The sequence below is a fragment of the Pantoea sp. BS_8 genome (assembly GCF_041954965.1).
GTDB lineage: Bacteria > Pseudomonadota > Gammaproteobacteria > Enterobacterales > Enterobacteriaceae > Pantoea > Pantoea stewartii.
In genome coordinates this window covers 611,121-631,809 of sequence record NZ_JAVAXU010000002.1, presented here as the reverse complement: position 1 = coordinate 631,809, position 20,689 = coordinate 611,121, and the positions used below count along the sequence as shown (strand labels likewise).

Annotated in this window: 22 protein-coding genes; 9 read left to right on the top strand and 13 right to left on the bottom strand. The window is 54.6% G+C overall.

What is annotated here, in order from left to right; all coding sequences use genetic code 11:
* Positions 1 to 10: 10 nt before the first annotated feature.
* Positions 11 to 979, top strand: coding sequence for a protein translocase subunit SecF (gene secF / locus RAC65_RS08460; protein ID WP_006117989.1), 969 nt, complete (start codon positions 11 to 13; stop codon positions 977 to 979).
* A 51-nt stretch (positions 980 to 1,030) separates the two neighbouring features.
* Here the strand turns inward: secF and RAC65_RS08455 are convergent, their stop codons facing one another.
* Entirely contained in the window at positions 1,031 to 1,579 is a 549-nt protein-coding gene (locus tag RAC65_RS08455; RefSeq protein WP_375096608.1) for a DUF3251 domain-containing protein, read from the bottom strand.
* A 458-nt stretch (positions 1,580 to 2,037) separates the two neighbouring features.
* Between RAC65_RS08455 and nrdR the strand changes: the two genes are divergently transcribed.
* The 6 genes from nrdR (at position 2,038) to pgpA (ending at position 6,110) form a co-directional block, all read left to right on the top strand.
* The gene (gene nrdR, locus RAC65_RS08450; protein ID WP_006117986.1) at positions 2,038 to 2,487 is read left to right on the top strand and encodes a transcriptional regulator NrdR; all 450 of its coding nucleotides are present in this window, start codon (positions 2,038 to 2,040) and stop codon (positions 2,485 to 2,487) included.
* A 3-nt stretch (positions 2,488 to 2,490) separates the two neighbouring features.
* Positions 2,491 to 3,594, top strand: coding sequence for a bifunctional diaminohydroxyphosphoribosylaminopyrimidine deaminase/5-amino-6-(5-phosphoribosylamino)uracil reductase RibD (gene ribD, locus RAC65_RS08445; protein ID WP_375096574.1), 1,104 nt, complete (start codon positions 2,491 to 2,493; stop codon positions 3,592 to 3,594).
* Positions 3,595 to 3,684: 90 nt separating this feature from the next.
* Positions 3,685 to 4,155, top strand: a complete 471-nt coding sequence (gene ribE / locus RAC65_RS08440; RefSeq protein WP_006117984.1) for a 6,7-dimethyl-8-ribityllumazine synthase — start codon at positions 3,685 to 3,687, stop codon at positions 4,153 to 4,155.
* A gap of 19 nt (positions 4,156 to 4,174) precedes the next feature.
* Positions 4,175 to 4,594 carry a transcription antitermination factor NusB gene (gene nusB, locus RAC65_RS08435; RefSeq protein ID WP_375096573.1) on the top strand — a complete coding sequence of 140 codons (420 nt, stop codon included), beginning with the start codon at positions 4,175 to 4,177 and terminating at the stop codon, positions 4,592 to 4,594.
* Positions 4,595 to 4,648: 54 nt separating this feature from the next.
* Positions 4,649 to 5,626, top strand: coding sequence for a thiamine-phosphate kinase (thiL, locus tag RAC65_RS08430; protein ID WP_054634408.1), 978 nt, complete (start codon positions 4,649 to 4,651; stop codon positions 5,624 to 5,626).
* Entirely contained in the window at positions 5,613 to 6,110 is a 498-nt protein-coding gene (gene pgpA, locus RAC65_RS08425; protein WP_006117981.1) for a phosphatidylglycerophosphatase A, read from the top strand. The genes thiL and pgpA overlap by 14 nt, the downstream gene beginning before the upstream one ends.
* A gap of 134 nt (positions 6,111 to 6,244) precedes the next feature.
* Here the strand turns inward: pgpA and RAC65_RS08420 are convergent, their stop codons facing one another.
* The 4 genes from RAC65_RS08420 to xseB all read right to left on the bottom strand — a co-directional run bounded on the left by RAC65_RS08420 (position 6,245) and on the right by xseB (position 10,324).
* Positions 6,245 to 7,219, bottom strand: coding sequence for an aldo/keto reductase (locus RAC65_RS08420; protein ID WP_375096607.1), 975 nt, complete (start codon positions 7,217 to 7,219; stop codon positions 6,245 to 6,247).
* A 78-nt stretch (positions 7,220 to 7,297) separates the two neighbouring features.
* The gene (dxs, locus tag RAC65_RS08415) at positions 7,298 to 9,163 is read right to left on the bottom strand and encodes a 1-deoxy-D-xylulose-5-phosphate synthase (protein WP_375096572.1); all 1,866 of its coding nucleotides are present in this window, start codon (positions 9,161 to 9,163) and stop codon (positions 7,298 to 7,300) included.
* 19 nt (positions 9,164 to 9,182) lie between these two features.
* The gene (ispA, locus tag RAC65_RS08410) at positions 9,183 to 10,082 is read right to left on the bottom strand and encodes a (2E,6E)-farnesyl diphosphate synthase (RefSeq protein ID WP_033738647.1); all 900 of its coding nucleotides are present in this window, start codon (positions 10,080 to 10,082) and stop codon (positions 9,183 to 9,185) included.
* The gene (gene xseB / locus RAC65_RS08405) at positions 10,082 to 10,324 is read right to left on the bottom strand and encodes an exodeoxyribonuclease VII small subunit (protein WP_006117975.1); all 243 of its coding nucleotides are present in this window, start codon (positions 10,322 to 10,324) and stop codon (positions 10,082 to 10,084) included. Before xseB ends, ispA begins: the two co-directional genes overlap by 1 nt.
* A gap of 232 nt (positions 10,325 to 10,556) precedes the next feature.
* Between xseB and thiI the strand changes: the two genes are divergently transcribed.
* The gene (gene thiI / locus RAC65_RS08400; protein WP_375096571.1) at positions 10,557 to 12,005 is read left to right on the top strand and encodes a tRNA uracil 4-sulfurtransferase ThiI; all 1,449 of its coding nucleotides are present in this window, start codon (positions 10,557 to 10,559) and stop codon (positions 12,003 to 12,005) included.
* Positions 12,006 to 12,101: 96 nt separating this feature from the next.
* On the opposite strand, the gene yajL is transcribed toward thiI, so the two are convergent.
* On the bottom strand, positions 12,102 to 12,701 hold the full coding sequence (gene yajL, locus RAC65_RS08395) for a protein deglycase YajL (protein WP_006117973.1): 600 nt from the start codon (positions 12,699 to 12,701) through the stop codon (positions 12,102 to 12,104).
* On the bottom strand, positions 12,655 to 13,575 hold the full coding sequence (panE, locus tag RAC65_RS08390) for a 2-dehydropantoate 2-reductase (protein WP_033738652.1): 921 nt from the start codon (positions 13,573 to 13,575) through the stop codon (positions 12,655 to 12,657). The genes yajL and panE overlap by 47 nt, the downstream gene beginning before the upstream one ends.
* 133 nt (positions 13,576 to 13,708) lie before the next feature.
* Here panE and RAC65_RS08385 point away from each other — a divergent pair, with 133 nt between their 5' ends.
* Positions 13,709 to 14,200 carry a YajQ family cyclic di-GMP-binding protein gene (locus RAC65_RS08385; RefSeq protein WP_006117971.1) on the top strand — a complete coding sequence of 164 codons (492 nt, stop codon included), beginning with the start codon at positions 13,709 to 13,711 and terminating at the stop codon, positions 14,198 to 14,200.
* Positions 14,201 to 14,437: 237 nt separating this feature from the next.
* Here RAC65_RS08385 and RAC65_RS08380 read toward each other — a convergent pair whose 3' ends face one another.
* The 6 genes from RAC65_RS08380 to cyoA form a co-directional block, all read right to left on the bottom strand.
* Positions 14,438 to 15,802, bottom strand: coding sequence for an MFS transporter (locus RAC65_RS08380; protein WP_006117970.1), 1,365 nt, complete (start codon positions 15,800 to 15,802; stop codon positions 14,438 to 14,440).
* 132 nt (positions 15,803 to 15,934) lie between these two features.
* On the bottom strand, positions 15,935 to 16,822 hold the full coding sequence (cyoE, locus tag RAC65_RS08375; RefSeq protein ID WP_006117969.1) for a heme o synthase: 888 nt from the start codon (positions 16,820 to 16,822) through the stop codon (positions 15,935 to 15,937).
* Positions 16,823 to 16,834: 12 nt separating this feature from the next.
* Entirely contained in the window at positions 16,835 to 17,164 is a 330-nt protein-coding gene (locus RAC65_RS08370) for a cytochrome o ubiquinol oxidase subunit IV (protein ID WP_006117967.1), read from the bottom strand.
* Positions 17,164 to 17,775 carry a cytochrome o ubiquinol oxidase subunit III gene (locus RAC65_RS08365; RefSeq protein WP_006117966.1) on the bottom strand — a complete coding sequence of 204 codons (612 nt, stop codon included), beginning with the start codon at positions 17,773 to 17,775 and terminating at the stop codon, positions 17,164 to 17,166. Before RAC65_RS08365 ends, RAC65_RS08370 begins: the two co-directional genes overlap by 1 nt.
* Positions 17,775 to 19,757, bottom strand: a complete 1,983-nt coding sequence (gene cyoB / locus RAC65_RS08360; protein WP_033738655.1) for a cytochrome o ubiquinol oxidase subunit I — start codon at positions 19,755 to 19,757, stop codon at positions 17,775 to 17,777. The genes RAC65_RS08365 and cyoB overlap by 1 nt, the downstream gene beginning before the upstream one ends.
* Before the next feature lie 4 nt (positions 19,758 to 19,761).
* Entirely contained in the window at positions 19,762 to 20,688 is a 927-nt protein-coding gene (cyoA, locus tag RAC65_RS08355) for a cytochrome o ubiquinol oxidase subunit II (RefSeq protein ID WP_033738657.1), read from the bottom strand.
* Position 20,689 lies beyond the last annotated feature (1 nt).

The window sequence follows — 20,689 nt, the reverse complement described above, 5'->3', positions numbered from 1 at the left end:
GGAGTGCGTTGTGGCACAGGAATATAACATTGAGCAGTTAAACCACGGCCGTAAAGTCGTTGACTTTATGCGCTGGGATACGCTGGCATTCATCATTTCGGGACTGTTAATCATCATCTCGATTGCCATTGTTGGCGTACGCGGTTTTAACTGGGGGCTCGATTTCACCGGCGGTACGGTCATTGAGATCAATCTGGAGAAACCGGCCGATCTCGACGCCATCCGCGGTGCGCTGGTGAAGTCCGGGTTCCAGGAACCGTTGATCCAGAATTTCGGTAGCAGCCGCGATGTGATGGTGCGCATGCCGCCGGTCACCGGGCCTGCGGGAACCGAGCTGGGTAATAAAGTGGTAACGGTTATCAACCAGACGACGCAGCAAAACGCGACGGTCAAACGTATCGAGTTTGTCGGACCGAGCGTGGGCAGCGATCTGGCGCAGGCCGGGGCGTTAGCCCTGCTGTCGGCACTGATTGCGATTCTGATTTATATCGGTATTCGCTTTGAGTGGCGTCTGGCACTGGGTACGGTTTTGGCGCTGGCGCATGACGTCATTATCACCTGTGGACTGCTGTCGCTGTTCCGGGTCGAGATTGACCTTACGATTGTGGCCTCGCTGATGTCGGTCATCGGTTACTCGCTGAACGATAAAATCGTGGTCTCGGACCGTATTCGTGAGAACTTCCGCAAGATCCGTCGCGGCTCCTCTTATGACATTACGAACGTGTCCCTGACGCAGACGTTAAGCCGTACCCTGATCACCTCGCTGACTACGCTGGCGATGATCCTGATCCTGTTCATCTTTGGTGGTGCGCTGCTGAAAGGCTTCTCACTGACCATGCTGATTGGTGTCACCATCGGTACCGTTTCGTCGATCTACGTTTCTTCAGCACTGGCGCTGAAGCTGGGCATGAAACGTGAACATATGCTGGTACAGAAAGTGGAGAAAGAGGGCGCCGATCAGCCTTCGATCCTGCCGTAGTATTGGTACGATAAAAAAAGCCGCCAGCGTAATCTGGCGGCTTTTTTGTTTTCAGGGCCTGGACGTATCTGCGATCACCTGGTGAATTCGAACATAACCCAGTTGCTCCGGCGTCACATCCTTTAACCGTAATGGTACGGTGACCGAACTGCGTGGCGTCAGTGAAGCGGGAACGCTGAGGGTTCGCGTCAGGCTGTCGGCCTCAAGTGGCTTACCGGTTGCGGGATCGAGCTGGCCCCAGACTACTGTCGCATGCATCCCGGGCAGCGGTGAATTGTCTTGTGTGCGAAGCTTCAGGTCAGCATGCGTACCGCCGGCCTCGGCCTCAATGCGTGCGAGCGACAGGCGCAGCGTGCCAACCTGCGTTTGAAGTGCCACGGGCGTGTTTGCCTGCGGCAACAGCCATGCGCCCTGCTGTGAATGGGCGTTCAACTGTCCCTGAATTTCAACCGCACTTGCCTGGCTGGTGAGTTGCTGCATCTGCTGATTAAGCTGACTGACTTCCCGGTGCAGTTGTTTCACCTGCGGCTGGGCTGGGGTGCTGCAACCACTTAGCAGAACCAGTGACAGGGCCGCGGGTGCCCAAACCATCCTGTTCATCATGTTTTTTTATCCTTTATTCAAATGACGTAATAATTGCCCCTTGTCGCGGGACCCATCAGCATCCGCTTATGGCGTTGAAGCCTGAACTGAAATCACGCCGATTACCTTAAGTGTGCTCTGAAATTGCCTTTCCCTGAGCGATAAAATGCCGTAGCCGCTGGCGTGTCGATTTCACCTCGCGTTACGCGTAATGATGCAAGGTGAAACAGGTTGATATCGGGCATCCGGCCAGCGCGGTGGCGCAGGTATCCGGTGATGCAGTACCCCGGATCGGCACGAACGTGGCTACGTTCTCCGCTTTTTGCCCTGAACACTTTAAGCGTAGCGGGTTTTACGCGGGCGGGCATTTCCCATCCGGTCTGTGAAGCGGGCGGGGTAAAACACGGGAATCGATTTTGTTGACTTGCAGTTCGCGCTACACTGTACGGCCCATTTATCTCGTGTCAGGAAACGTCATGCATTGCCCATTCTGCTCCGCTGTAGACACAAAAGTGATTGATTCTCGTCTGGTCAGTGAGGGTTCGTCAGTGCGGCGCCGTCGTCAGTGTCTGGTGTGCCATGAGCGATTTACTACGTTTGAAGTCGCTGAGCTGGTCATGCCACGCGTGGTGAAAAGCAACGATGTGCGTGAACCTTTCAATGAAGACAAACTCGCCAGCGGCATGATGAAAGCGCTGGAGAAACGCCCGGTCAGTGCGGATGCCGTAGAGAGTGCGGTAAGCCATATTAAAACGCAGTTGCGTGCGACGGGGGAACGTGAAATTCCCAGCAAGCTGATCGGTAACCTTGTCATGGACGAGCTAAAAAAACTCGATAAAGTGGCCTATATTCGCTTTGCATCTGTTTATCGCAGCTTTGAGGACGTGCGTGATTTTGGCGAAGAGATTGCCAGATTACAGGATTAAATCATGACCGATGAACGTTATATGGCGCGCGCGCTGGAACTGGCGCGGCGCGGACGTTTTACTACCATGCCGAACCCCAATGTCGGTTGCGTCATTGTACGCGATGGCGACATTGTTGGCGAAGGCTGGCACCAGCGCGCCGGAGAACCGCATGCGGAAGTGCATGCCCTGCGCATGGCCGGTGCGCGTGCGCGTGGGGCGACAGCCTATGTGACGCTGGAGCCATGCAGTCATCACGGGCGCACGCCGCCGTGTTGCGACGCGCTTATTGAGGCCGGTGTAAAACGCGTCGTGGCCGCGATGCAGGATCCCAATCCGCAGGTCGCCGGACGGGGATTACATCGACTGCAGCAGGCGGGAATTGAAGTCAGCCACGGACTGATGATGCAGGAAGCGGAAGCCCTGAACCGGGGATTCCTGAAACGCATGCGGACCGGCTTCCCCTGGATACAGCTTAAACTGGGGGCAACACTGGATGGCCGCACCGCCATGGCGAGTGGCGAAAGCCAGTGGATCACCTCGCCGGCTGCCCGACGCGATGTCCAGCGTTTGCGAGCGCAGAGCGCCGCCATTCTCAGCAGCAGCGCAACGGTGCTGGCCGACGATCCTTCCCTGACCGTACGCTGGGCCGAACTGGACAGCGACAGTCAGCGCCTGGTTGATGCGCAGACCTTACGCCAGCCGGTACGCGTCATCGTCGACAGCCAGAATCGCGTAACACCGCAGCACAAACTTATAGAACAATTGGGCGAAACCTGGCTGATGCGACAGCAGGCCGACACTCAGCGCTGGCCTGACTCGGTGACGCAAATTCCGGTTCCTTTACGCGACAGCCAACTGGATTTAGTGGCGCTGATGATGGTGCTGGGCCAGCGCCAGATTAACAGCGTCTGGGTTGAAGCCGGTGCCACGCTGGCAGGGGCACTGCTTCAGGCCGGTCTGGTTGACGAACTCATTGTGTATGTGGCACCGAAATTACTGGGTAATGACGCGCGCGGTTTGTGTCAGCTTACGGGTCTGACGCAGTTGGCTGACGCGCCGGTTTTTGCCTTCAGCGACGTGCGTCAGGTCGGCAGCGATCTCCGTCTGACCCTGATACCGCAATAACAGAGGCGGAAAAGCGAGAGCACGCCGCCAAAGAGTATGTTAGAATCCGCCCCCCTGCGCGGGGCTAAACAAACCCCTGAAAGGATATGTATGAAAGTTATCGAAGCTGCCGTTGCAACGCCAGAGGCAAAAATTGCCATCGTTATCGCGCGTTTTAACAACTTTATCAACGAGAGCCTGTTAGACGGCGCTGTGGATGCCCTGAAGCGTATCGGCCAGGTCAACGATGACAATATCACTGTCGTCTGGGTACCGGGTGCTTACGAACTGCCGCTGGCCGCGCGTGCGCTGGCTAAAACCGGCAAACATGATGCCGTGATTGCGCTGGGTACCGTGATTCGCGGTGGCACGGCGCACTTCGAATACGTCGCGGGTGAAGCCAGCTCGGGCATTGCCAGTGTTGCCATGGACAGCGATATTCCTGTGGCATTCGGCGTACTGACAACCGAAAATATCGAGCAGGCCATTGAGCGTGCTGGAACCAAAGCGGGTAACAAAGGTGCCGAAGCGGCCCTGACCGCACTTGAAATGATCAACGTATTGAAAGCCATTAAAGCCTGATTTTTGTAAGGGGAATTTTGTGAAACCTGCTGCTCGTCGTCGCGCCCGTGAGTGCGCTGTCCAGGCGCTTTACTCCTGGCAGTTGTCTAACAACGACATTGCCGATGTGGAATACCAGTTTCTGGCGGAACAGGACGTTAAAGACGTCGATATTACTTATTTCCGCGAACTGCTGGCCGGTGTGGCGACCAACAGCGCGTACCTGGATGGATTGATGCAACCCTATCTGTCGCGCCAGTTAGAAGAACTGGGGCAGGTGGAAAAAGCCATTCTGCGTGTGTCGCTGTATGAACTGAGCAAGCGTTCTGATGTGCCTTATAAAGTGGCCATCAACGAAGGTATCGAACTGGCGAAAGTATTTGGCGCTGAAGACAGCCATAAATTTGTCAACGGTGTGCTGGATAAAGCCGGTCCGCAAATTCGACGCCAACGCAAATAATCAATAAGGCCGGCTTGCCGGCCTTTTTCATTAATGGTTAAGCGGAACGCAATTATGTCATGTGGTGAATTTGAACTCATCGCACGCTACTTCAATCGCAGAACGCGTAGCCGCCGTGATGTCGAACTCGGCATCGGCGACGATTGCGCGCTGCTGAGCGTGCCCGAAAAGCAAACGCTGGCGGTCAGCACCGATACGCTGGTTTCCGGTATCCACTTCCTGCCCACGATCCATCCTGCAGATTTAGCCTATAAATCACTGGCGGTGAATCTGAGCGATTTGGCCGCGATGGGTGCCGATCCTGCCTGGCTAACCCTGGCGCTGACCTTGCCGGATGTGAATGAAAGCTGGCTGAGCAGCTTCAGCGAAAGCCTGTTTGACCTGCTGGAATATTACGATATGCAGCTGGTGGGGGGAGACACGACGCGGGGGCCTCTCAGCCTGACGCTGGGTATTCATGGGCTGATTCCTCACGGCAAAGCGTTAAAGCGTTCGGGCGCAAAACCCGGCGACTGGATCTATGTCACCGGTACATTGGGCGACAGCGCGGCCGGGCTGGCGTTGCTGCAGCATCACTGCCGCATTGACGATCCGGCCATTCATGAAGCCCTGATTAAACGTCACCTGCGGCCCATGCCGCGCGTGTTACAGGGGCAGTCACTGCGTTCGCTGGCCTCTTCCGCTATCGATATCTCAGACGGGCTGATTTCTGATATAGGTCATGTGCTGAAAGCCAGCGGTTGCGGGGCACGTATCAACCTTGACGCGCTTCCGCTGTCCCCGGCACTGCGTGACAATTTTGACGCGTCACAGGTGCTGCGCTGGGCGCTCAGCGGCGGCGAAGACTATGAGCTGTGCTTCAGTGTGCCGGAAGTGAATCGGGGTGCACTGGACGTGGCGCTGGGACATCTTGGCGTGCCTTATACCTGTATTGGGCAGATGGCGCCCGAGTCAGAAGGATTGTCACTGCTCGAAAACGGCAAACCGACAGATGTGCGTTTTAAAGGATTCGACCATTTTGACATCAGATAAACATATCGCCAAAGGTCGTCTGCGGATGCGTAATCCCTGGCATTTACTGGCGACCGGTTTTGGCAGTGGGCTCAGCCCGGTTATGCCCGGTACAGTGGGATCGCTGGCCGCCATACCTTTTTGGTGTCTGCTGACCTTGCTTCCGCACGATCTGTATTCGCTGGTCGTGCTGCTAGGCATCAGCGTGGGCGTGTACCTTTGCCATCGCACCGCCAAAGACATGGGCGTTCACGATCACGGCAGCATTGTCTGGGATGAGTTTATCGGGATGTGGATTACGCTGATGGCCATTCCGGTGAACAGCTGGCAGTGGGTGGTGGCCGGTTTTGTGCTGTTCCGCGTGCTGGATATCTGGAAGCCCTGGCCGATTCGCTGGTTCGACCGTAACGTGCATGGCGGCATGGGCATTATGGTCGATGACATTATTGCGGGCATTATTGCTGCAGCCATCCTTTATGGTGCCGGGGTTTATCTCGCCGGTTAAGCGTTCGTCCTGCGCCCCTTATCATCACCGTTTTGCAACCGTAGCCGAAATACCGGCGTACGGTTGTCTCACCATTATTCTCTCCCGGCCGGGCCGAATGAGCGCGTCACGCCTGTGAACACGCTGCGTTGGTATCACTGATAGCCGGTTGCCGGGTGAGGCTGATATTCACTTTCCAGGGCCGCAATATCCTGCGTTGTCAGGTCAACGTTCACGGCTTCCACCAGCTCAGCAAACTGCTCTGCGCGGGAGGCGCCAATGATGGGCACTGTCACCACCGGTTTGCTCAGTAACCACGCCAGTGCGACCTGCGCTCGCGTTACGCCTTTGTCGGCTGCAACCTGCGCTAGGCGCGCCGCAATCGCCGCATCGTTTTCCTCCGTTGAAGCATAGAGCGTGCTCATCACCTCATCAGAAACGGAGCGGGCGGTGGTTTCGCCCCATGGCCGGGTGAGCTTACCGCGTGCCAGTGGACTCCATGGCAGGACCGCAACATTTTCACGCTGGCACAGCGGGTGCATCTCACGTTCTTCTTCGCGCTGAATCAGGTTGTACTGATCCTGCATGCTGACGAAGCGTGCCCAGCCCTGTTCTGCCTGCATGGTTAAGGCCTGTGCAAACTGACTGGCGTGCATGGATGAGGCGCCGATATAACGTGCTTTGCCGGATCTCACCACCTCATCAAGTGCCGACAGGGTTTCTTCGAGCGGCGTGTCATAGTCCCAGCGGTGAATCTGCAGCAGATCGACATACTCCATGCCCAGCCGTTGCAGGCTGTCATCAATGGATTGCAGAATGTTTTTACGGGACAGACCTTGTGACAGGTTACTCAGCGGGAAATAGACTTTGGTGGCGACCACGACCTCCTCGCGGCGGGCAAAATCCCTGAGCGCTCGCCCCAGAATCTCCTCACTACTGCCGTCTGAATAGCTGTTAGCGGTGTCGAAGAAATTAATCCCGGCCTCCAGCGCCTGCCTGATAAGCGGTCGGCTGCTCTCTTCGGGCAGTGTCCAGGCATGTTTACCGCGGGTGGGCTCACCAAATGTCATACAGCCCAGGCAGAGCTGGGAAACTTTTAAATCAGTATTCGCGAGTGGAACGGTTTTCATCATGACTCCTGCTATGTCCTTCCAGGGGAATTAAGCATAGCAGGAATACCGCTCTCCGCAGAGAGCGGGGGAGGGGAACTACTGCACCAGCCAGTGACTGATTTGCTGCTGAATACCGTCTGCGTCCAGGTGGTAGTCGTGACGCATCTCTTCCTGCGTGCCCGGGGGAATGAATTCATCAGGCAGGCCAATATTGAGAACGGGAATGCCCAGACGTTTCGCCATCACGAACTCGTTGACGCCGCTGCCTGCGCCGCCCTTAATCGCGCCTTCTTCCAGCGTAATCAACGACTCATGCTGTGCGGCCAGTTCGGTAATTAACGCTTCATCCAGCGGTTTAACAAAACGCATATCCACCAGGGTGGCGTTCAGCGCTTCGGCAACGTGGCTGGCTTCAGGCAGCAGTGTACCGAAGTTAAGGATCGCCAGCTTTTCGCCCCGACGTTTAACCACACCTTTGCCCAGCGGCAGGCTTTGCAGTGGCGTCAGAGCAACGCCAGTGCCGGTTCCGCGTGGATAACGCACGGCAGCCGGACCCGCCTGATAGTGATAGCCGGTATAAAGCATCTGGCGGCATTCGTCCTCATCGCTCGGCGTCATGATGACCATATCCGGAATGCAGCGCAGATAGGCGAGATCAAAGGCACCCTGATGCGTCTGGCCGTCGGCCCCAACAATGCCGCCACGGTCAATCGCGAACAGGACCGGAAGCTTCTGAATCGCGACATCGTGAATAACCTGATCGTAGGCGCGCTGCAGGAAGGTAGAGTAAATCGCAACAACCGGTTTATAGCCCCCAATGGCCAGGCCCGCCGCAAAGGTCACGGCGTGCTGTTCGGCAATGGCAACGTCAAAATACTGGTTGGGATACTTGCGGGAGAATCCTACCATACCCGACCCTTCGCGCATGGCGGGCGTAATCGCCATCAGCTTCGCGTCGTCAGCCGCCGTTTCGCACAGCCAGTTACCGAAGATCTTCGAATAACTCGGCAATCCTTCGGCGCTCTTAGGCAGTTCGCCGCTGGCGACATCAAATTTGGGCACCGCATGCCAGGTGATCGGATCCTGCTCTGCCGGGGCATAACCTTTACCCTTTTTCGTCATAATATGCAGGAACTGCGGGCCTTTCAGGCTACGCATATTCGTCAGCGTATTCACCAGCGTCAGGACATCATGACCATCGACCGGTCCGATGTAATTGAACCCCAGTTCTTCAAACAGGGTGCCCGGCACCACCATGCCTTTCAGGTGTTCTTCGGTGCGTTTTACTAACTCTTTAATCGGCGGCAGGCCGGTCAGTACGCGCTTGCCTCCTTCGCGCAGACGCGCGTAGGTCTTACCCGATAAAATCTGTGCCAGGCGGTTATTCAGCGCCCCGACGTTTTCAGAAATCGACATTTCGTTGTCGTTCAGGATAACCAGCATATCGGGTTTAATATCGCCCGCATGGTTCATGGCCTCAAAGGCCATGCCTGCGGTGATGGCACCGTCGCCGATAATACAGGCGGTACGGCGCCCTTTACCTTCCCGTTCGGCCGCAGCAGCCATGCCCAGCCCGGCACTGATGGAGGTAGAGGAGTGACCGACGCTCAGGACGTCGTATTCACTTTCTCCCCGCCACGGAAAGGGGTGCACGCCATTCTTTTGCCGAATCGATCCAATGCGATCGCGGCGGCCGGTTAAAATTTTATGCGGATAAGCCTGATGACCGACGTCCCACACGAGGTGGTCGAACGGTGTGTTATAGACGTAATGCAGCGCCACCGTCAGCTCGACCACGCCCAGGCCCGACGCAAAATGGCCGCTTGAGCGGCTCACGCTGTCTAATAAATACTGGCGCAGCTCATTGCAGAGCGCAGGCAATTTTTCTTTAGGCAGGGCACGTAGTGCCTGTACCGTTTCTGCCTGCGCCAGTGTCGGGTATTTTGTAGTATCAAAACTCATCAGTGACTCATCATGGAAGTTATTTATCGCGTTCAATTACGAAGCTCGCCAGCGCCTTCAGGGCAGAGGTGTCATAGGATTTTGCAGAGAGCATGTGCAAAGCATCCACGGCTTCCTGGTATAAATCCAGTGCCTTAATCCGGGCATTATCCAGACCCATCAATGAAGGATAGGTGCTTTTTCCAAGATCTTGATCGGCACCTTGACGTTTTCCGATAACGGCTGTGTCGCCCGTCACATCCAGGATGTCATCCTGCACCTGAAAGGCCAGGCCGATGGCATCCGCATAGCGGTCAAGATACGGCAGCGCTTCACGGCCCGCGTCGCCGGCAGCAAAGGCACCGAGTCGCACGGCTGAGCGAATCAACGCCCCCGTTTTGTGACGATGGATCTGTTCCAGTTGATGAAGATCGACAGACTGACCTTCTGCCGCCAGATCCAGCGCCTGCCCGCCGCACATACCCGCTACGCCGCTGGCCCTGGCCAGCTCTGACAGCATAGCGAGGCGGTATTCCGCACTCACGCCCGGCATGGGCTGGTCGGCCAGAATAGAAAAGGCCAGCGTTTGTAGCGCATCACCGGCAAGAATGGCGGTATCTTCGCCATATTTGATGTGGCAGGTCGGTTGCCCACGACGTAACGCATCATCGTCCATTGCCGGCAAATCGTCATGAATCAGTGAATAGGCGTGAATACATTCGACAGCCGCTGCAGGCACATCGAGACTGGCTTTATTCGCATTGAGCATGGTGCCGGTTGCGTAAACCAGAAACGGGCGCATGCGTTTGCCGCCTAATAGTGCCCCATACTGCATGGCATTCACCAGAGGAGAACTCTGAAAAGGGAGGGCATCCAGGTAGCCCATCAACGCGTGATTCACCTGCTGGTGATACGCATTGAGCAGTTCAGGAAAATCCATTAGTTGTTTTCCGGCGTGAAAGAGGAGAGATCGGCATCGTTATCGTCGCTGAGGAGAATGCGCACGCGCTGCTCGGCTTGCTGCAACGTTTGCTGGCCATTGCGCGCTAACTGCACGCCGCGCTCAAATTCATTCAGGGCGTCTTCCAACGGCAGTTCACCACTTTCCAGACGATTAACAATCTGCTCCAGCTGCTGCAATGACGTTTCAAAGCTGGCTGGCTGTTCGGCTTTTTTCGGCATATTTCGTGTCGACTCACGGTTGGAACGTTATCTTGCAATCGGTCATGGTAGCTGAGAGAGAATGATTAGCAAAATAATCAATGTGCATGCTGTTGCAGAAGCAGTCACCGGGTAAAGGTGATATACTCTCGCGCCTCGGATGCGGATGCGCCTGTCACCCCGCAATTTTATGATCTTACCAGCTAAGTGCAGCCTGTTTTAGCACTTATTTGCCCAACGAAGCTGTATTGCCATGAAGTTTATCGTCAAGTTATTTCCTGAAATCACCATCAAGAGTCAGTCGGTGCGTCTGCGCTTTATTAAGATTCTTGTCAGTAATATCCGCAACGTGCTCAAAACGGTCAGCGATGAGATCGCGGTGGTGCGTTTTTGGGATCATATTGAAGTGCGCTGCAAAGATGAAGCCATGCGGAAGATTATTCCCGATGAGCTGATGCGCATCCCGGGTATTCATCATGTCCTTGCGGTTGAAGAGCGCGAATATACCGACATCCACGATATTTTCGAGCAGACGCTGGCACAGTATCGCGACAGCCTGGAAAACAAAACCTTTTGCGTGCGGGTTAAGCGCCGTGGCAAACACAGCTTCAGTTCGCAGGACGTCGAGCGCTATGTTGGCGGCGGGCTAAATCAGCACATCGCCAGCGCCACCGTTCAGCTTAAGAAACCTGAGGTGACGGTTAACCTCGAAGTGGAAGAAAACCGCTTAACGCTGGTCACCGCACGCTATGAAGGGCTGGGCGGCTTCCCGATTGGTACCCAGGAAGATGTGCTGTCGCTGATCTCAGGTGGATTTGACTCCGGCGTTTCCAGCTACATGCTGATGCGTCGTGGCAGCCGCGTTCACTACTGCTTCTTTAACCTGGGCGGCGCGGCACATGAAATCGGCGTACGTCAGGTCGCCCATTATCTGTGGAACCGCTTTGGCCGTTCGCACCGTGTACGTTTTGTGGCAATCAACTTTGAGCCAGTTGTCGGCGAAATTTTAGAAAAAATCGACGACGGTCAAATGGGCGTGGTGCTGAAACGTATGATGGTCCGTGCAGCCTCAATGGTGGCGGAACGTTATGGCGTACAGGCCCTGGTCACAGGCGAAGCGGTGGGGCAGGTCTCCAGCCAGACGCTGACCAATCTGCGACTGATCGACAATGCCTCCGATACGTTGATTTTGCGCCCGCTGATTTCTCACGACAAAGAGCACATTATTAAAGTGGCGCGTGAAATCGGCACCGAAGACTTTGCCAGCACCATGCCGGAATATTGTGGCGTGATTTCGAAAAGCCCGACGGTCAAAGCGGTAAAAGGCAAAATCGAAGCCGAAGAAAGCCAGTTTGATTTCGCGATTCTGGAACGTATGGTGGCCGAGGCGACCAATGTGGATATTCGCGAAATCGCGGAGCAGACGCAGGAAGAGGTGGTTGAGGTCGAGACGGTCGGCTTGCTGAACGAAAACGACAGCGTGCTGGATATCCGCTCGGTGGATGAGCAGGAAGACAAACCGCTACAGCTGGCGGGAACGGAGGTGAAGTCGATGCCTTTCTACAAACTCAGTACGCAGTTTGGCGACCTTGATCAGAACAAAACCTGGCTGTTGTACTGCGATCGCGGTGTGATGAGTAAATTACAGGCGCTCTATCTGCATGAGCAGGGGTTTAAAAACGTGAAGGTATATCGTCCGTAATCCGCATAGCGGTCACTGACCGCTTCCCCCTGTGCTCGCCTTGCATACCAGGGCAAGACGAGCACAGAGCGTCCGGCAGGCGTCTGAACCGGCGACTTAACTGGCCTGATAGTCGTAAATACCCGGCGCCAGCACCAGTTGTGCCGCGACCTCACGTGCTTTATCACTGCCTGCTAGCAAATCAATTAATTTCAGCGCAAAATCCATCGCCGTGCCCGGTCCCTGACTGGTGAGCAAATTGACTCGCGGATCCCAGACGACACGACGTTCCATCCATTTCTCTTCCGGTATGGTGGACTTTAAACCGGGGAACCCTGTCATATTGCCGACCGGAAACAGGTTATGCGGCACCAGTACCGTGCCAGCGGCTGCGCAGATGGCCGCAACAATACGTCCTGACAAATGAAACTGGCGTACGGTTTCAACCAACAGCGGACTGTCACGAAATGTCTCGGCTCCTTTTAGTCCGCCGGGCAGGACAATGGCATCGTAGGCGTTGTCCGCCACCTCGACCAGCGGGACGTCGGCCAGCAGGCGAACGCCGCGCGAACAGACGATTTCACGGCAGCCATCGCTTTCCACGCTGGCGGTCACCGTCTTTATCCCGCCACGGACCAGCAGATCGAGTGTGGTAACGGCTTCCGTCTCTTCACTGCCATGAGCCAGACAGACCAGTACCGAGGCGTTCGCGCCCATAATAAGACTCCTTGCGTTTAATCATGTCGTACAGCCGGGTGTTTTCAGGTAACACTAAGCCGTGAGTGCGTGCGCGACGCAGCAGAAAGCCGGTGATGTATTCAATTTCCGTCAGTCGCTGAGCGCGTATATCCTGCAGCATTGATGAGGTGTTGGCGGCGGTCGTCTCAATCACATTCAGCACCTGATCCTGCAGGCTCTGGCTGGCCACGGACTGGCCTTCACGCTCCATAACCCAACTGATTTCGTCACATAAGGTGATGATGTCGGCCTGATGCTGACGCAGTGCGCCATTCTGACAGTCGTAAACCACGCTGAGTGGGTTGATCACACAGTTTACCGCCAGCTTACGCCAGCAGGCCGCCCGGATATTGTCATGCCAGGCGACATCGGGCAGCGCTTCGTGCAGCACATCGGCGACCTCACTCCAGTGCTCGCTTTTACGGTTGCCGGGACCAATATGGGTGACGCCCGTGGCGACGTGCTTAATGACCGTGCCATCCCGCATTGCGGCGTGCGTGGTGATACCGCGTAACAGCGGCTGCGTCAGACCTTTTAATTCGCCAAGCGTGCCCATGCCATTGTGCAACAGTAAAACCGGGCAGTTTTCTGACATCACGCTTTCCAGATTTTTTACGGCCGTTGATACCTGCGGGGCTTTCAGCGTCACCAACAGCAGCTGGCTCTGCGCCAAAAACAGCGGATCGTTGGCAATGAAGGTCCGGTTCGTCACGCGCCCCAGCGGATCGATTACATTCGCTGAGCAGTAGGGCTGAGGTACGCGTAACCAGCCCTGAACATCGTGCCCGCAATGGGCAAGAGCGGTGAGCCACACCTGGCCCAATGCGCCACATCCTAATACGGTTATTTTCATGCTGCCTCCCGCTCGCGGGCTTATTATTTATGCGCTGTGGCAATGAGTTAAGTATAGCGCTACACAGTGCGATTTTATTTAGTGCCGTAAGACGCGTATTATGCATGCCAGTTTAGCCTCAGGAGAAGAAGAGATGCCATCTTTCGATATCGTTTCAGAAGTCGACATGCAGGAAGTTCGCAACGCAGTAGAGAATGCTAACCGTGAACTGTCGACGCGTTTTGATTTTCGCAACGTCACTGCCAGTTACGAACTCAATGAAAAAAATGAAACCATTAAGGTCATCAGTGAATCGGATTTTCAGGTAAAGCAGCTGGTGGATATCCTGCGCGAGAAAATGCTCAAGCGCGGTATTGAAGGCGCGGCGCTGGAAGTACCAGAAGAGATTGAACACAGCGGCAAAAGCTGGAGCGTGGATGCCAAAATGAAAAAAGGCATCGAAAGCGACGTCGCGAAAAAGCTGGTGAAGCTGATTAAAGACAGCAAGCTGAAAGTGCAGACGCAGATTCAGGGCGAATCTCTGCGCGTAACGGGTAAGTCTCGTGATGATTTACAGGGCGCAATGGCGCTGGTGCGTAATGGCAACCTGGGCCAGCCTTTCCAATTCAAAAACTTCCGCGATTAATCCCTCCGCTCAGCACGTGAGCACAGGATGCCCTCTGAGGCATCCTGTCGGGTTGGCAGCCTGACTGTGACACCAGTCAGGCTGTCACTGATCCCCTTCCGCGACAGCAACGCTTTTGCCCTGCAAGGTGCTGACGTCCGTGACGGAATCCGCGGGACCAGAGGGACGCATTTTGCGCGGGGATAAACGGGAGGAACCGGGTTTGTCAAAGACGACAAACCCGGTGAGGGCAGGGGATTAGCCACCGCCGATAAGGGCTTCAAGCTCCGGTCGGCTGGTGATCTTACTGTCTATCTTAATGTAAGCGCTTTTTTCTTCCGGTACGATCAGCACCGCGTTCACTCCAGGCTGGGCCTTCAGGCGCTTCTCCAGGTTCGGTACTGCCAGCGCCGCATCACTCAGCACAATGCGCAGACTGCTGACGTAGGGCGGTTCCTGCATGGTCATACTGACGAACAGCCAGATTGCCGCCACAATCGCTCCCACCATAAACACAGTTTGCGCATCAAAATGACCGAACACCCAACCGCCCAGGCTTCCGCCGATCGCAACGCCCAGAAACTGGCTGGTGGAGTAAAGCCCCATTGCTGTCCCTTTGTAACCGGCAGGCGATTCCTTACTGACCAGGGAAGGCAGGATGGCTTCCATCAGGTTAAAGGCGAGGAAGAAGAGCTGTACGCCGAGCACCAGCGTCCAGAAATGGCCCTGCGCGCCCCATAAAACAATTTCTGCGATGACCATCATGCCGACACAGCCGACAAAGACGCGCTTCATTTTGCGCTTCACTTCTGCATAAATGATAAAAGGCACGACGCCCGCAAAGGCGATCAGCATGGTCGTTAAATAGACCTTCCAGTGTTCTGATGGCGGTAATCCCGCCTGTTCAAACTGGTCGGGCAGCGCAACAAAGCTCGACATCAACAGGATATGCAAAAAGAAGATGCCAAGATTCAGTTTTACCAGGCGCGGGTTGGCCAGCACTTTTTTAAAGCTGCCGCGCACCATGCCCGACTCACGGTTCAGGACATGCTGAGTGGAGGAGGGGACCACCCAAAGCGTAATGAGAATACCCAGCGTCGCCAGCGTTGCGATCATCCAGAACAGCGCATGCAGGCCCAGCGCGTGGGTCACAATCGGTCCCACCACCATCGCAATCGCAAAGGTAACGCCAAAACTGATGCCAATAAACGCCATCGCTTTGGTGCGGTTCTGTTCACGCGTTAAATCCGACAGCAGCGCCATCACGGCGGCCGCAATCGCGCCCGAACCCTGCAACGCCCGGCCAAGGATGATGCCCCAAATGGATTCCGTGCTGGCGGCAATCACGCTGCCAAGGACAAACAGCAGCAGGCCGCCCACAATCAGAGGCTTGCGTCCAATACGATCGGACAGCAGGCCAAAGGGGATCTGGAAAATGGCCTGAGCCAGGCCATAAATGCCAATGGCCAGACCGATTAAGGTTTCACTCGCTCCCTGGAGCGCCATGCCATAGGTGGTCAATACCGGCAGGACCATAAACATTCCCAGCATACGCAGGGAAAAGACCGTGCCAAGGCCCCATGTGGCGCGCAGCTCCACCGGAGTCATTTTGTTATCGTTCATTCCTACCTCTGTTGATGTGCTGCATTTATTTTAGGGAGGGAGAGTGGAAGGGTAAAACAATAGTTCTTAAGCAGTCGTAACAAAAAGAAAGGGCGCGAAAATCGCGCCCGTTTCATGCTGTTTTGGTACACATCAGCGCACGTAAGTCAGCAAATCTTTTGACGCAGGCGTCATGAAATCCACTGACATCATCACGCTCAGCGCGGTGATGGCGACGATGGAGAAGACAAACAGCTTACGTGCCCAAACCCGATCGTTTGAGGTTTTATAACCTGACAGTGCCATGCCGAGCCACCAGACGCTGACGGCAGCGGCAACGACCAGATATTTATAGCCTGCATAGCCACCCAGCGTCAGCATCAGCGTGGCAATCATAAACGCCAGGATATAGAGCGTAATATGATTTTTTGCCACGGAGATGCCTTTCACAACCGGTAAGACCGGGATGTTGGCAGCCTGGTAATCCTTAAAGCGGAAGATAGCAATCGCATAGGAGTGCGGCATCTGCCACAGGCTAAAAATTGCCAGCAGGATCAGGGCGCCCGCATCAAACTCATTGGTCACGGCACAGTAGCCAATCACCGGCGGCGCAGCGCCAGACAAGCTCCCAATCAGCGTACCGTAAACCGAATGACGCTTCATATACAGGCTGTAAACGCCAACGTATACCACGAAGCCCATCACCGCCAGCCACATGGCCAGCGGGTTAGCACCGAAATACAGCAGTGCAAAGCCAGCAATACCCAACACAGTGGCATACACCAGGCTTACTTTCGCGGAGATAAGGCCTTTAACCAGCACCCGATTCCTGGTTCTCTCCATCTTGATGTCGATATCGCGGTCAATCACGTTGTTGAAGACACAACCTGACGCAACCACCAGCGACACGCCAACCAGTGAGGTGAGAAACAGGGCGTAATCAATGCTGCCCTTAGAGGCCAGCAAAAATCCGCCAATCACAGAAATTAAATTCCCGAAAATAATTCCTGGCTTTGTAACTTGCAGGTATTGCTTAAACATTACACAGACTCTTTAGTGGGGCATCATGTTGTAGTTGAGGTTCCACATGATCCACAGTGAGCCAACCACAACAATCAGGATAATGATTGCTGAGAAGACAATGGCCACCATGTTCCAGCCGCCCTCAGATTTGCTGTCCAGATGCAGGAAGTAAACCAGGTGAACCAGCACCTGAACGACTGCACAGACCAGCACAACGCCGAGGATGGTTCCATGAGAAGCACTACCATCCATTACCATCCAGAACGGGATTGCCGTCAGGATGATAGAGAGGATGAAGCCGATCATGTAAGACTTCACGCTACCGTGTGATGCACCATGTTCGTTAACAGAATGACTCATTACATGGCTCCCATCAGATAAACAACGGTAAACACGCAGATCCAAACCACGTCCAGGAAGTGCCAGAACAGGCTCAGACACATGATACGGGTACGGTTAGTGGCGTTCAGACCGCGTTTCGCGATCTGGAACATCAGCACGGCCATCCAGATCAGACCCGAGGTCACGTGCAGACCGTGCGTACCGACCAGTGTAAAGAAGCCGGACAGGAAGCCACTACGGTTTGGACCGAAGCCTTCAGCAATCAGGTGATGGAATTCATAGATTTCCATCCCGATAAAGCCCGCACCAAACAGGAAGGTCAACGCCAGCCAGCCGATAACGGCGCCTTTGTTTTCCTTGTTCATGGCGATAACAGCCATGCCGTAGGTGATGGAGCTTAATAACAGCAGGGCGGTTTCAACCAGCACGAACGGCAGTTCAAAGATATCTTTGCCTGCCGGGCCGCCGGCGGTGTTGTTAACCATAACTGCATAGGTCGCAAACAGGGTTGCAAAGATAATGCAGTCACTCATCAGGTAGATCCAGAAGCCAAAGACTTTATTGGCTCCTGCATCGTGATGCCCATGCTCCGCATGGGCGTCGTGGTGGTGTTTTACGGTAGTTGACATTATTTCAGACCTGCTTTGCTGATTTCGTCAAAGTGCTGCTTTTCAATCTTCTCTACTTCGGCAACAGGGACGTAGTAGTCCACGTCTTCGTCGAAGCTCTTCACGATCCAGCTTACGATCATGCCGAGGAAAGTAAGACCTGCCAGCCACCAGATATGCCAGATCATCGCAAAACCGAAGATGGTCGCAAACGCGGCAATAACAATCGCAGCACCGCTGTTTTTCGGCATATGAATTTCTTCATATTTAGCCGGCTGCTTGTACGCTTCGCCTTTCTCTTTCATTTCCCAGAAAGCGTCACGCTCATGCACATGCGGGATAACAGCAAAGTTATAGAACGGCGGTGGTGAAGAGGTTGCCCACTCCAGCGTACGGCCACCCCACGGATCGCCAGTCAGGTCACGGTTCTGGTCGCGGTCACGTACAGACACGTAGAACATGATCAGCTGACAAATAATACCGCAGGCAATCAGACCCGCACCTACCGCTGCAACAACCAGCAGAGAGTGGAACTGAGGATCGATATCCTGGCTCAGACGACGGGTCATTCCCATGAAGCCCAGTGCGTACAGCGGCATAAAGGCAACGAAGAAGCCGATGATCCAGAACCAGAAAGCACGTTTGCCCCAGGTTTCGTTCAGGGTAAAGCCGAAGGCTTTCGGGAACCAGTAGGTCACACCCGCCATACAACCGAATACCACACCACCGATAATCACGTTATGGAAGTGCGCAATCAGGAACAGACTGTTGTGCAGGACAAAGTCAGCGCCCGGAACGGCCAGCAGAACACCGGTCATACCACCCACAGAGAAGGTGACCAGGAAGCCTACGGTCCACAGCATCGCAGAGTGCATCTGAATGCGACCCTGATACATGGTGAACAGCCAGTTAAAGATTTTAACCCCGGTCGGAATCGCGATGATCATCGTCATGATACCGAAGAAGGCGTTAACGTTGGCACCGGCACCCATGGTGAAGAAGTGGTGCAGCCAGACGATGAACGACAACACGGTAATGGCGATGGTCGCCCAGACCAGTGAGGTATAACCAAACAGACGTTTTTTCGAGAAGGTGGCCGTGACTTCAGAGAAGACACCAAACACCGGCAGAACAAGAATGTACACCTCTGGGTGACCCCAGACCCAGATCAGGTTGACGTACATCATCATGTTACCGCCCATATCATTAGTAAAGAAATGGAAGTCGAGGTAACGATCAAGTGTCAACAGCGCCAGAGTCACGGTCAGAACCGGGAACGCAGCGATGATCAGGACGTTGGTGCACAGCGCAGCCCAGGTAAAGACGGGCATTTTGAACAGGTCCATGCCCGGCGCACGCATCTTCAGAATGGTCACGAAGAAGTTAATACCGGTCAGGGTTGTACCAATACCGGAAAGCTGGAGACTCCAGATCCAGTAATCCACCCCCACGCCGGGACTGTATTCTGCCCCCGACAGCGGTGGATAGGCCAGCCAGCCAGTTTGCGCGAATTCGCCGACACCCAGAGACAGGTTAACCAGAATCACACCGATTGCGGTAAACCAGAAGCTCAGGTTGTTCAGGAACGGGAAGGCAACGTCACGCGCACCGATTTGCAACGGTACGGCAATGTTCATCAGGCCCACCACGAATGGCATAGCCACGAAGAAGATCATGATTACGCCGTGAGCGGTAAAGATCTGGTCGTAGTGATGAGGGGGCAATATGCCTGCTTCCCCGGAGGAAGCCAGAACCTGTTGGGTACGCATCATCACGGCGTCAGCAAAGCCGCGCAGCAGCATGACGAACGCCATGATGATATACATGATACCCAGTTTTTTATGGTCGATTGACGTCAGCCATTCAGACCACAGATATTTCCACTTACCAAAGTAGGTGATGGCAGAGACGATCGCCAGACCTGCAATGATGATGCCGGCAACCGTAACCATGATAATCGGTTCATGGTAGGGCACTGCATCCAGAGTTAATTTTCCGAACATCGTATTATTCCTCGGCTCCCGCGGTAGCGGTGTGACTCATGTCCATGCCTTTGTGTTCAGACATGTCCATTTTCCCGTGGCTATTCATGAACTTGTTAATGACCTGCAAGAACAGTTCAGGATTAGCTGAAGAGAAATATTCCACCGGGTGATTTTCGCTTGGCACAGCCACTTTCTCGAAATCATCCATCGTCATCAGCGTGTTAGGTGCCGCTTTTACTTTGGCAACCCACTGCTGGAACTCCGCATCGTCTTTGGTGGCAATGGCTTTGAACTTCATGCCAGAGAAACCGCGACCACTGAAGTTGGCGGAAATACCGTCGAAAGTTCCTGGCTCGTTGGCAATCAGGTGCAGTTTGGTCTGCATGCCCGCCATCGCGTAGATCTGGCTACCGAGCGTAGGAATAAAGAAGGAGTTCATGACGGAGTTGGAGGTGATTTTGAAGTTAACCGGGGTGTTTGCCGGGAAGGCAATCTGGTTAACTGTCGCAATACCTTGTTCTGGATAAATGAATAACCATTTCCAGTCCAGAGCAACGACGTCAATTTCAACCGGTTTCACGTCAGAGGCCAGGGGTTTGCTTGGCTCCAGCGCATGGGTTGATTTCCAGGTCAGTACTCCAAGGAAAACGATGATCAGGATCGGAATGGTCCAGACCACAGCTTCCACTTTATTGGAGTGTGACCAGTTAGGACTGTACTTAGCATTCGTGTTCGACGCCCGATATTTCCAGGCAAACACGACGGCCATTAAGACTGCAGGAATCACGACGATCATCATCAGACCAAAAGCGGTCAGTATCAGCGAACGTTGCTCCAGCGCAATCTGTCCTTTGGGATTTAACAATGCATTATCGCAGCCACTCATTAATAAAGTGCCTGCGATTAATGACAAAATCCCCAAACTTTTATTGTATTTACTGAGTCTCATT